The sequence below is a fragment of the Micromonospora sp. C31 genome, assembly GCF_018070575.1.
Taxonomy (GTDB): Bacteria; Actinomycetota; Actinomycetes; order Mycobacteriales; family Micromonosporaceae; genus Micromonospora.
The window spans coordinates 185,022-196,889 of sequence record NZ_JAGPXN010000009.1 but is presented as its reverse complement, the minus strand read 5'-3'; the positions used below and the strand labels follow the sequence as shown (position 1 = coordinate 196,889).

The window sequence follows — 11,868 nt, the reverse complement described above, 5'->3', positions numbered from 1 at the left end:
CGCCCGGCGGGGCCGCGTCGCGGCGGCCCGCGTCCGGTCCTGCGCGTTTCCCGGTCGGTGGGCCGGGAACGCTGCTCTTCCGGCAGCGCGGCGCCCGGCGTGCCGCCCGACGAACGGACGTGGAGCCCCATGACGTACCGTCCGGCACCTGCCACCGCCTTCGACACGACCGCGCTGACGCTCGGGGTCGAGGAGGAGTACCTCCTGCTCGATTCGCGCACGGGGGAGAGCCTGCCGGTCGCCGACCGGGTGCTCACCGCGCTGTCCGGCAGCGCGCGGGAGCAGAGCCGGCAGGAGTTCCGGCACAGCATGGTGGAGATGGTCACGCCCGTCACCGCCGACCTCGCCGAGCTGCGTGCCCGCCTGGTGGCGCTGCGCCGCTCCGCTGGCGACGCGGCCGAGGCCGCCGGCGCCCGGCTCGTCGCGGTCGGTGCCACGCCCGTGCACGAGCCGCACCGGACGGTGCCGGACAAGCCGCGCTACCACGCGATGTCCCGGCGGTTCGGGCCGGTCGCGCACGACCCGGCCGTCTGCGGCTGTCACGTGCACGTCGGGATGGCCGATCGCGAACTGGCCGTCCAGGTCTGCAACCACCTGCGCCCGTGGCTGCCGGTGGTGCAGGCGATCACCGCCAACTCGCCGCTGCACGACGGCCGCGACACGGGGCACGCCAGTTGGCGCTCCATGCAGTTGGAACGCTGGCCCAGCATCGGGCCGACCCCGCACTTCGAGTCGGTCGCCGACTACGACGCGACGGTGGCGGAGCTGATCGACGCCGGGATCATGCTCGACGCGGCGATGGTCTACTGGTACGCGCGCCCGTCGGCCGCGTACCCCACGGTGGAGGTGCGGGTGGGCGACGTCTGCCCGGCCGTGGACGACACCGTGCTGGTCGCCGGGCTGGTCCGGGCACTGGTCGCGACGATGGCCGACGACGTCCGCGCCGGGGTCCCCGCCCGACGGATCCGGGACTGCCTGGTCTCGGCCGCGCACTGGCGGGCCGCCCACGACGGGTTGGAGGGCGACCTCATCGACCTGCGCGTCGGCGTCGCCCGTCCCGCCTGGGAGCTGGTCGGGGAACTCGTCGACACGGTCACGCCGGCCCTGGCCCGCCACGGTGACCTCGACTACGTACGCGGGCAGCTCGTCCGACTGCGCCGCGACGGCAACGGCGCCACCCGGCAACGCCGCGTCATGGCCCGCACGGGCGACGACGTGCGCGCCGTCCTGGACCACCTGGCCGCCGAGACCCGCGCCGGCTGAACCGTCCCGGCAACCGGGGGCGGGGCAGGTTCGGGGCGCGGGGCAGGTCCGGCCGTCCCGGCACCGGGGGTCTCGCTCGGCACCGGGGCAGGTTCGGTCAACGGACGTCGTGGGACTGGAGCCAGAGTTCCAGCAGGCCGAGCTGCCACAGCTTGTTGCTGCCGGCGGCGGCCTGCGCCCGGTCCGGCTCGGCCAGCAGTTCGTCGACGTACTCGCGGCGGAACAGGCCGCGCTCGCGGGCGGCGGGCGCGGCGAGGGCGTCGGCGACGAGGTGCCGTACCGGACCGTCGACGTTGCGCAGCGCCGGCACCGGGAAGTAGCCCTTCGGCCGGTCGATCACCTCCGCCGGCAGCACCTGGCGGGCGACCTCCTTGAGCACGCCCTTGCCGCCGTCGGCCACCTTGTGCTCGGGCGGGCAGGCCGCCGCCAGGGCGACCAGGTCCTGGTCCAGGAACGGGGTGCGCACCTCCAGCCCCCACGCCATGCTCATGCTGTCCACCCGCTTGACCGGGTCGTCGGGGAGCATCAGGTGGGTGTCCAGGCGCAGCACCGCGTCCAGCGCCGTCTGCGCGCCGGGCGCGGCCAGGTCGGCGGCGAGCAGCTCGCGGCTGGCGTCGCGGTCGCAGGCGTACGCGGGGTCGACCACCCGGTTCAGCTCGGCGTGGTCGCGGTCGAAGAACGCCTCGGCGAAGGCCGCCGTCGCGCCGTCGCGGGGCACCCGTGTGAGGGGCTGGTGGTAGCCGTAGCCGGCGAAGACCTCGTCGGCGCCCTGCCCGGACTGGGCCACCTTCACGTGCCGGGCGACCTGCTCGGAGAGCAGGTGGAAGGCGACCACGTCGTGGCTGCCCATCGGCTCGGTCATCGCGTGGACGGTACGTCGTACGGCCGGCACGAGGTCGTCGTCGGCGAGCCGGATGCGGTGGTGGTCGGTGTCGAAGGCGCGGGCGACCAGGTCGGAGTAGTGGAACTCGTCGCCGGCCTCGCCGCCGCGGCTGTCGAAGCCGATGCTGAAGGTCTGCAGGTGCTGCTGCCCGGCCTCGGCGAGCAGGGCCACGATCATGCTGGAGTCCAGGCCACCGGAGAGCAGCACGCCGACGGGGACGTCGGCGACGAGCCGCCGCCGTACCGCCTCGCGCAGCGCGTCCCCGACGGCGGCCCGCCAGTCACCGGCGTCCATGCCGGCGTGGGCGGGGTCGCGGGCGTAGCCGGGCCGCCAGTAGACGTGCTGGCGGCTGCGCCCGTCGGCCTCGACGACGCGCACGGTGGCCGGGGGGAGCTTGCGGATCCCGCGCAGGACGGTGCGGGGCGCCGGCACGATGGAGTGCCAGGACAGGTAGTGGTGCAGCGCCACGGGGTCGATCGTGGTGTCCACGTCGCCGGCGCGCAGCAGCGCCGGCAGGGTGGAGGCGAAGCGCAGCCGGCCGGGTGCCTCGGCGAGGTAGAGCGGCTTGATGCCGAGCCGGTCGCGGGCCAGCACCAGCCGGCGTCGCCGCCGGTCCACCAGCACGACGGCGAACATGCCGACGAGGTGCTCGACGAAGGCCTCGCCCCACTGCGCGTACGCCACCAGGACGACCTCGGTGTCGCTGGTGGAGTGGAAGGTGTGCCCGGCCGCCCGCAGCTTCTCCCGCAGCTCCGGGTAGTTGTAGACGCAGCCGTTGAAGACCAGCGCGAGCCCCAGGTCGTCGCGGACCATCGGCTGGGCGCCGGCCTCGGTGAGGTCGATGACGGTGAGCCGGCGGTGCCCGAGGGTCACCCAACCGTCGGTGAGGAGGCCCTCGCCGTCGGGGCCCCGGGAGCGCATCGCCTCGGTCATCCGGGTCACCGCGCCGGCGTCCGGCGTCGACCCGTCGAACCTCGCCTCGCCGCCGATGCCGCACATCGTCAGTGGTCACCGGACTTGCGCGGCCTCGGACCCACCGTGATCACTCCTGTCGGCGTCGCAGCGGTGCCGGGCCACCGCTCGCGGGGGCCCGGTCCCGTCGGCAGGACGGGGGGCTGGGCTACCCGTCGCCGGGGGAGGCAAACCCCCGGCGGTGCCCGGTCGGCGCCGACGGCGGGCGCGCGGTGGTGGGGGGCCGGTCAGTCGCGCAGCGTACGCAGGATGCGGGCGAGCTGTTCCCGGTCGGCGGGTGCGAGGCCCCCGAACAGCTCCTCGGCGGCGGCCCGGCGGGCGGCGCGGATGGCGGCGCCGGCGCGGATGCCCTCCTCGGTCGGCGTGACCAGGGTGGCGCGCCGGTCCGCCGGGTCGGGCCGGCGCCGCACGAGCCCGCGCGCCTCGAGGTCGTCGACGACCTCGGTGGCCGAGCGCGGGGCGATGCGCAGGTGCTCGGCGAGCGTGCTGAGCCGCAGCGCGCCGTGCCGGAGCAGCACGCCGAGCGCCCGGGACTGGCCGGGCGTGACGTCCCAGGGCGCGAGTGCCTCGCCGGTGCGGCGGCGCAGCCGCCGGGTCACCGCCCGGAACGCCTCGGCGAGGCCGTCCTCCGCGCCGTCCGCCTCCGTCGTCGAGGGGGAACCGTCCCGGTCTGCCGTCACGGGGAATACCGTAACAGCAGAAGCTGTTGCTCCCTCATGTTGAGGTAACCTCAGCATCCTTACGTGAGGGAGTGACCCTTTGGAACCCGTCCCCTCCGGCCGCGACCGCGATCCCCGCAAGGTCAGCCCCGCGGAGAAGGCCCAGGCCCGCCAGGTGTCCCTGCGGCGCATCGGCACCCTGTTCGCCCGGCACCGGGCGGCGCTCGCCGCCGTCACCGCGATCATCGTGGTCTCCTCGGTGCTCGCCACGGCCTCGCCCTTCCTGCTGCGCGCCGTGATCGACCGGGCCCTGCCGGAGCGCGACCTGACGCTGCTGGTCGCGCTGGTGGCCGGCCTGGTCGCCGTCGCTACCGTGACCTCGGTGCTCGGCGTGGCGCAGACCTGGATCTCCACCCGGGTCGGGCAGCAGGTCATGCACCGGCTGCGCACCGACGTCTTCACCCACCTGCAACGGCAGTCGCTGGCGTTCTTCACCCGCACCCGGACCGGTGAGGTGCAGTCGCGCATCACCAACGACATCGGTGGCATGCAGAGCATGGTCACCTCCACCGCCACCTCGATCGCGGCCAACCTGACCACCGTGGTCGCCACCACGGCGGCCATGCTCGCGCTCTCCTGGCGGCTCTCCCTGGTCTCCCTCGTGGTGCTGCCGCCCGCCGTCTGGCTGACCCGCCGGGTCGCCCACCTGCGCCGCGAGATCACCGCGCGGCGCCAGCGCGAACTCGCCGACCTCAACGTCACCGTCGAGGAGGGGTTGTCCGTCAGCGGCGTGCACCTGGCCAAGACGCTGGGCACCGGCCCCGCCCTGGCCGCCCGCTTCGCCGCCTCGTCGGAGCGCCTGGTCGACCTGGAGTTGCGCGCCGAGCTCGCCGGCCGCTGGCGGATGGCGACGATGAGCATCGTGTTCGCCGCCATTCCGGCGGTCATCTATCTCAGTGCCGGCCTGCCCGGCGCCGCCGGCACGCTCAGCATCGGCACCCTGGTCGCCTTCACCGCGTTGCAGGGCGGGCTGTTCCGCCCCCTGATGGGCCTGCTCAACGTGGCCGTCTCGGTCACCGCCTCGCTGGCGCTGTTCGCCCGGATCTTCGAGTACCTGGACCTGCCCGTCGAGGTGGCCGACCCCGCCGAACCGGTCGACGTCGACCCCCGCCGGGTCCGGGGCGACCTGCGCCTGACCGACGTCACCTTCAGCTACCCGGGCAGCGACACCGCCGCCGTCGCGGGGATCACCCTCGACGTGCCGGCCGGCACCGGCCTGGCCCTGGTCGGCCAGACCGGCTCCGGCAAGAGCACCCTGGCCGCGCTCGTCAGCCGGCTGCACGACCCGACGAGCGGCCGGATCAGCATCGACGGCGTCGACCTGCGCGACCTGCGCCTGGCCGACCTGGCCGCGATCGTCGGCGTGGTCAGCCAGGAGACGTACCTGCTGCACACCACGGTGCGGGAGAACCTGCGCCACGCCCGCCCGGACGCCACCGACGCCGACATCGAGGCCGCCGCCCGCGCCGCCCGGATCCACGACCTGATCGCCGGGCTGCCCGACGGCTACGACACGGTCGTCGGCTCCCGGGGGCACCGCTTCTCCGGCGGCGAGAAGCAACGCCTCGCCATCGCCCGTACGCTGCTGCGCGACCCGCGGATCCTCATCCTCGACGAGGCCACGAGCGCGCTGGACACCGAGACCGAACGCGCCGTGCAGCGGGCGTTCGACGAGGTGGCCCGGGGCCGTACCACGATCACCATCGCCCACCGGCTCTCCACGGTGCGCGACGCGGACCAGATCGCCGTGCTCGACCATGGCCGGATCGTCGAGTCCGGCAGCCACGACGGCCTGCTGGAGCGCGCCGGCCGCTACGCCACCCTCGCCGCCTGACGGCAGTCGTCACCTCAGTCTCAAAACCGTCGCGAAAACCGTCTCGTTATTCCGCGACGACCGGGTCGAGGTGGCGGTAGACGGTGGCCCGCGAGACCCCGAGCGCGGCGGCGATCTCGTCGGCCGAGTGGCTGCCCCCGGCGTGCATCCGCCGGGCCGCCTCCACCTGCTCCGGGCTCATCGCCCGTGGCCGCCCGGGCCGTCGCCGGCGCCCCGCGGCGCCGCCCTCCGCCGACGCGCCCACGCCGCCGCCGGAGGCTGCCCGGTCCGAGCCGGCCCGGTCGGAGGCCGCTGGGTCGCCGAGCAGGCGGTGCACGCCGTCGAGCATGTCCGCCCGCAGCACCGCGTCCGGCACGTCGGCGAAGAAGACGATCGGGTCGCTGCACATGGCGACCGCCTGGATCGCCCGCACCCGCTCCCGGCGGCCCGCGCCCACCCCGGCGATCAGGTCGTTGGCCCGCAGCGCGATCCGCATCAGCCGGTGGTACGTGTCGCCGCGCGTGACGAGGGCGATGTCGTGGAAGAGCATGCCGAGCGGGCGGCGGTGCGCCAGCATGGTGTCCACCCAGCCCTCCAGCACCGTCGTACGGGCCCGTTCGGACGGCCCCGCCTCGGCCGTGTCCAGCAGCGCCTCCAGGTCGGCCATCAGCGGCTCGACCAGGGCGGTGAGCAGGTGCTCCTTGGTCGGGAAGTGGTAGAGGATGGCGGCCTTGGTCAGCCGCAGCCGCTCGGCGATCTGGCGCAGCGGGGTGCGCTGGTAGCCGTGCTCGGCAAACAGGTCGAGCGCGGCGCGCAGGATCCGGCTGCGCGTGTCGTCGGGCGCCTCGACGGTCATGGCGGCAAGCGTAGCCGCCGCTGACCGGTGGGAGGCCTCGGTGTTGATTCCGCTGACCGCCGGTCAGTACAGTGGGCTCGTCGGCACCACGAGTGGCTGGAGGGGTCATGTCCGTCATCTCCATCGACGACCTGGTCAAGACGTTCGGCAGCGTCCGCGCGCTCGACGGGCTCGACCTGAAGGTCGGGGCGGGGGAGGTGCACGGCTTCCTCGGCCCCAACGGCTCCGGCAAGTCCACCACCATCCGCGTCCTGCTCGGCCTGCTGCGCCGCGACGCGGGCGACGTACGGGTCTTCGACGCCGACCCGTGGCGCGACGCGGTGGCCCTGCACCGCCGTCTGGCGTACGTGCCCGGCGACGTGAACCTGTGGCCCAACCTCTCCGGCGGGGAGGCGATCGACCTCTTCGGCCAGCTGCGCGGGGGCCTCGACCGGCGCCGCCGCGACGACCTGCTGGAGCGCTTCGCCCTCGATCCGACGCGCAAGTGCCGCACCTACTCCAAGGGCAACCGGCAGAAGGTCGCCATCGTCGCCGCCTTCGCCTCCGACGTCGAGCTCTACGTGCTCGACGAGCCGACCTCCGGGCTCGACCCGCTCATGGAGGCCGTCTTCCAGGACGAGGTCCGCCAACTCAAGCGCGACGGCGCCACCGTCCTGCTCTCCAGCCACGTGCTCGCCGAGGTCGAGGCGCTCTGCGACCGGGTCAGCATCATCCGCGAGGGCCGCACCGTCGAGTCCGGCACCCTCACCGAGCTGCGCCACCTCACGCGTACGGCCGTGACGGTCGAGACCGCGCGGCCGGCGACGGGCCTGGCCGCCCTGCCCGGCGTCCACGACGTGCGCGAGGTCGACGGGCGCACCCACCTGGAGGTCGAGCCCGCCCACCTCGACGAGCTGCTCGGGCACCTCGTCGGGTTCGGCGTCCGCGCGTTGACCAGCGCCCCGCCCACCCTGGAGGAGCTGTTCCTGCGCCACTACGGCGACGAGCGCGCCGCCGTGCCCGTCGGGGCCCCCGCGCCGACGGCCGACCCGACCGACGACGAGCGGCCGGCGGGTGCCCGGTGAGCGCGTTCACCGGCACCGGGCGACTCGCCCGGCTCGTGCTGCGCCGCGACCGGGTCCGGCTGACGATGTGGGTGCTCGGCACGCCCCTGCTCGGCTACGCCCTCGCCGGCAGCGTCAAGGAGTTCTACCCGGACGAGGCGGCCCGGGTCGGCTACGCCAGCACGTCGGCGTCCAGCCTGGTCGCCCGCGCCTTCAACGGGCCGGTCGTCGGCACCGACCTCGGCGCGGTGGTGGTCGCCGAGGCGTACCTGACGCTGGCCCTGCTCGCCGCGCTGCTGAGCACCTTCGCGGTGGTCCGGCACACCCGGCAGAACGAGGAGACCGGGCGGGCGGAGCTGCTCGGCGCCTCCGTCGTCGGCCGGTACGCGCTGCTCACCGCCGCCCTGCTGGTGGTCGTCGCGGCGAACGTGGCCGCCACCGCCCTGCTCGCCGCCGCCCTCGTCGGCGCCGGCCTGCCGACGGCCGGCTCCTTCGCCGCGGCCGCCGCCTTCGGTGGCGTCGGCGTGGCGTTCACCGGGATCGCCGCCGTCAGCGCGCAACTGTCGGTCACCTCCCGGGGCGCCAACGCGCTGGCCGCCGCCGCCGTCGGGATCGCCTTCCTGCTCCGCGCGGCCGGTGACGTGCTGGGCGAGCAGACCGACGACGGCCTGCGCGTGGTCAGCGCCTGGCCGTCCTGGCTCTCGCCGCTCGGCTGGGGCAACCAGGTCCGCGCCTTCGGCGGCGAACGCTGGTGGGTGCTGGCGCTGCCCGTGGCGCTGCTGGTCGTCGGCGTGGTGTCGGCCTACTTCCTCGCCGAGCGGCGGGACATCGGCGCCGGGCTCGTCGCGCCCCGGCGCGGACCTGCCAGAGCCGTACCCGGGCTGCTCAGCCCCGCCGGGCTGGCCTGGCGGTTGCAGCGCGGCGCGCTGCTCGGCTGGGCGGTCGGCGTGGCGGTGCTCGGGTTCTCGATGGGCATCGCCGGCGACGAGTTCAACGCCATGATCGAGGAGAACCCGGCCGCCGCCGAGGCGATCAGCGCGATGGGCGGCGGCGCGAAGCTGATCGACGCGTACCTGGCGGCGATGCTGGGGCTGTTCGCGCTGGCCATCGGGGCGTACGTCGTGCAGGCGCTGCTGCGTGCGCGCGGTGACGAGACCGACGGGCTGCTGGAGACGGTGCTGGCCACGGCGGTCGGGCGCACCCGCTGGCTGGGCACCCAGGTGGTCGCGGCGACGCTCGGCGCGCTCGCCCTGGTGCTGGTGGGTGGGCTCACCACCGGGCTCGGCTACGGCCTCGTCGCCGGCGATCCGCTCGGGCAGGCAGTCGAGCTGGGCGGGGCGGCGCTGGTGCGGCTGCCGGCCCTGCTGGTGGTCGCCGGGGTGGTGACGGCGCTGTTCGGGCTGCTGCCCCGCTGGTCGGTGGCGCTGTCCTGGGCGGCGCTGATCGTGTTCCTGCTGCTCGGGCAGTTGGGCGCGGTGCTCGACCTGCCGCAGGCGGCGCTGAACCTGTCGCCGTACACCCACGTGCCGTCGGCCCCGGCGGTCGAGGCGGCGGCGCTGCCGCTGGTCGTGCTGACGGCGGTGGCGGCGGCGCTGCTGGCGGCGGGGATGGCCGGTTTCCGCCGCCGCGACGTCCCGAGCTGACCGCCGGACGAGGCGGGACGGGAGCGCGGGGCGCTGCGGGAAAGGGTGTCAGGAGGAAGGGCCGGGCGGAGGTTGGCGAGCTGGACGTAGATCTCGCGCTTGGCGGTCGCCTCGCCGCGCCGGTTCAGGACGTAACCGGTCAGCCAGATCCAGCCGGCGTACGTCGGTCGGTCGGCGACCGAGACGACGCGGAAGGTCAGGGCGCGGTCCCCGGCGAACTGCACCGAGGCCCGGCCGTCGACGGCGAGCAGGTCGCCGGGGGAGGGGCGCGCGGTCACCAGTGACCGGAGTTGCGGTGCTGCTCCTGCGGCGGCCGGCACTCCCGCGCGTGCATGGTCTGCCAGTCGCGCAGCGCCCGCCTGATCCGGTCGTTCTCCTGGGTGAGCAGCCGTACCGTCTCGTTGAGCATGGCCAGCTCGTCGGAGACCCGGGCCTGGAACTCGCGTACCTCCACGGGGTCGACGCCGTGCCGGCGCGCGGCGAACTCGCGGGTCCGCACCTCGTGCGGCGTCAACCGGCCCGGGTAACCGGCGGGATGGGGCTGAGCACCTCGATAGACCTGGGCCACGACGATCCTCTCTCCAGGGCAGGCGGGAGCGCGCAGGCTCCGCGCGGTGGGGTCTGGAAGGGCGGGTCGTCCGCGAGGGGGCCGCGAACGACCCGCCCGCTCGGCCGCCGCAGCCCGATTCGGCGGTACGACAGCAGAGCAGCCGGACGGGGCCGGGACGGGCACACACACCCGCCCCGACCAGGGGATGAGCCGAACTCGTTGCCACGCGAGGAGCGGCTCGCCGCCAACACTAACGACTTACTCGTGTATGTCAACCACTGAATGTTGTCGTTCATGGGCGGTTCGTGATCGAATTGGCGAGCCACGCAAGGAGCGCCATGCCTACAACACCCGACTACATCCGTATCGCCGACGACATCATCGCCGGTGTCAAGGCGCAGCAGCTCAAGCCTGAGGACAAGCTGCCGTCGATCGCGCAGATGGCGGCGGACTACAAGGTCGGCACGTCCACTATCCAGATGGTCTACGTGCGGCTCGAAGCGCTGCGCGTCATCCGTCGGCATCAGGGCAAGGGTGTCTTCGTTACCGATCCGAAGCTCTGGATGCGGGAGCCCTGATCGGGCGCCCCTGCGCTGCCTCATGAACCCGGCACCCGGCACCCGGCACCGGCACCGGCACCCGGCACCCGGCACCGGCACCGGCACCCGGCACCGGCACCGGCACCCGGCACGGCCGAGGCTCTCCATGGTGCGCCGGGGCGTGGCACCACTGTGCACCGCCCACCGATGTCCTCTGGCGGCGAGTGGCGGCACGATCATCTGGGGTAGGCCCGGCCGAAGTGGTGGGTTTCTTCCGGGCGGTCGACAGACGATCATCGGCGCCATAGCACGGTCGCGGACGCGGGTGGGAGTTGTCCACAGCGGGGCTGCTGTCCACAACGATCGCGGGGTCCCCGTGGCGGGTGGTGGCCGGGTCCGGCACGGTCGGCGGCGTGAACTCTGTGCTGCGGGCCCTGGTCGACCGCAACGGCGGGCTCGTCACCCGACGCGCCGCCTCGCAGGTGCTCCCGCGCTGGGTGCTGGAGGACGCGTCGCGTTCCGGACGCCTGCTCCGGCTTCTGCCCGGGGTCTACGTGGACGCCGCCCTGGTCGACGGCGGGGAGAGCGCGCCGCCGCTGGCCCGGGTCACCCCGGTCCTGGCCCGCCGGGCGGCGGTGGCCTACGCGGGCGGGCGCGGTGCGCTGAGCCACCTCAGCGCCCTGGACGTGTGGAAGCTGCGCAGTCAGCCGCCCGGCGAACCGGTACATCTCAACGTGCCGACGGGTGCGGGGCTGCGCAGCGGGCCGCACCTGGTCGTACACCATCGCCGGTCCTTCGCCCCGGAACCACCTCATGCGCTGGTACGCGACGGTGAGCCGGTCACCCGGTTGGACCGGACGCTCGTCGACGCGTGGCCGCTGCTGCCTCCGGCGGACCGGCCGGCGACCCTCATCGGGGCGGTCAACGACCGCCTGACCACCCCACAACGGATCGCCGCTGAGTTGACGACCGCGCCGAAGCTGGCGGATCGCGCCGCGTTACGCCGGCTGCTGGACCGGCTCGCCGCCGGCTGCCGCAGTCCGCTGGAGATCTGGGGACACGACCATGTCTTCGTCGGGCCGGGAATGCCGCCGTTCCAACGGCAGGCGCGGGTACGGCTGGGTGGACGAACCGTCTATCTCGACCTGTTCGCCGAGGCCGAGCTGGTCGACATCGAGCTGGACGGCGCGACGACCCACGCCGACCCGCGGGAACGCGAGATCGACCTGCGACGCGACGCACTCCTGGCGGCCAGGGGCGTTCTCGTCGTCCGCTTCACCCACCGCCGCCTGTTCCACGAACCCGATGAGGTACGTCGCGAGACACTCGCCATCCTCGCGACCCGCCGGAGGCAGGACTTCGCGCCCGACCCCGGGTTGAGGCGGCGACTCCCGATCGAATGAGCCGTGCCGAAGGTGGCCGCTCCCGGCACGGCTCCGCCGACCACGATCACTTGATGAGGAACCGGGGATCCTGGTCCCCACCCTCCGGTTGGCCATCAACTGATCACGGGAATGATGCGGTGTTCCGGATCGCCGGGCCGACCGGCCGAACGCGGAGTTGCTGGAATGGCACCTCGACAGCGTC

The 11,868-nt window shown here is 74.2% G+C and carries 10 protein-coding genes; 6 read left to right on the top strand and 4 right to left on the bottom strand.

The genetic code is table 11. From position 1 onward, the window contains the following. The first annotated feature begins 129 nt into the window (after positions 1 to 129). Positions 130 to 1,263 carry a glutamate--cysteine ligase gene (locus KBX06_RS14770; RefSeq protein WP_210835083.1) on the top strand — a complete coding sequence of 378 codons (1,134 nt, stop codon included), beginning with the start codon at positions 130 to 132 and terminating at the stop codon, positions 1,261 to 1,263. 97 nt (positions 1,264 to 1,360) lie between these two features. Here KBX06_RS14770 and KBX06_RS14765 read toward each other — a convergent pair whose 3' ends face one another. Both KBX06_RS14765 and KBX06_RS14760 read right to left on the bottom strand, forming a co-directional pair. Further along, complete coding sequence (locus KBX06_RS14765; protein WP_210835082.1) at positions 1,361 to 3,145, bottom strand: N-acetylglutaminylglutamine amidotransferase; 1,785 nt, start codon at positions 3,143 to 3,145, stop codon at positions 1,361 to 1,363. Between the two features lie 200 nt (positions 3,146 to 3,345). Then, entirely contained in the window at positions 3,346 to 3,798 is a 453-nt protein-coding gene (locus KBX06_RS14760) for a MarR family winged helix-turn-helix transcriptional regulator (protein ID WP_307854636.1), read from the bottom strand. A 79-nt stretch (positions 3,799 to 3,877) separates the two neighbouring features. On the opposite strand from KBX06_RS14760, the gene KBX06_RS14755 reads away from it, so the two are divergent. Then, a complete protein-coding gene (locus KBX06_RS14755; protein ID WP_210835080.1) occupies positions 3,878 to 5,671 on the top strand; it encodes an ABC transporter ATP-binding protein in 1,794 nt (597 codons plus the stop codon). A gap of 46 nt (positions 5,672 to 5,717) precedes the next feature. Here KBX06_RS14755 and KBX06_RS14750 read toward each other — a convergent pair whose 3' ends face one another. After that, positions 5,718 to 6,506 (bottom strand): TetR family transcriptional regulator, encoded by a 789-nt coding sequence (locus KBX06_RS14750; RefSeq protein ID WP_210835079.1) that lies wholly within the window; start codon positions 6,504 to 6,506, stop codon positions 5,718 to 5,720. Positions 6,507 to 6,613: 107 nt separating this feature from the next. On the opposite strand from KBX06_RS14750, the gene KBX06_RS14745 reads away from it, so the two are divergent. Further along, entirely contained in the window at positions 6,614 to 7,570 is a 957-nt protein-coding gene (locus tag KBX06_RS14745) for an ABC transporter ATP-binding protein (RefSeq protein WP_210835078.1), read from the top strand. Continuing rightward, the gene (locus KBX06_RS14740) at positions 7,567 to 9,192 is read left to right on the top strand and encodes an ABC transporter permease (RefSeq protein WP_210835077.1); all 1,626 of its coding nucleotides are present in this window, start codon (positions 7,567 to 7,569) and stop codon (positions 9,190 to 9,192) included. Before KBX06_RS14745 ends, KBX06_RS14740 begins: the two co-directional genes overlap by 4 nt. Before the next feature lie 274 nt (positions 9,193 to 9,466). Here the strand turns inward: KBX06_RS14740 and KBX06_RS14735 are convergent, their stop codons facing one another. Beyond that, a complete protein-coding gene (locus KBX06_RS14735; RefSeq protein ID WP_247685887.1) occupies positions 9,467 to 9,706 on the bottom strand; it encodes a cell division protein DivIVA in 240 nt (79 codons plus the stop codon). A 374-nt stretch (positions 9,707 to 10,080) separates the two neighbouring features. Between KBX06_RS14735 and KBX06_RS14730 the strand changes: the two genes are divergently transcribed. Continuing rightward, on the top strand, positions 10,081 to 10,320 hold the full coding sequence (locus KBX06_RS14730) for a winged helix-turn-helix domain-containing protein (RefSeq protein ID WP_210835075.1): 240 nt from the start codon (positions 10,081 to 10,083) through the stop codon (positions 10,318 to 10,320). 374 nt (positions 10,321 to 10,694) lie between these two features. Beyond that, positions 10,695 to 11,684 carry a DUF559 domain-containing protein gene (locus tag KBX06_RS14725; protein ID WP_210835074.1) on the top strand — a complete coding sequence of 330 codons (990 nt, stop codon included), beginning with the start codon at positions 10,695 to 10,697 and terminating at the stop codon, positions 11,682 to 11,684. Positions 11,685 to 11,868 lie beyond the last annotated feature (184 nt).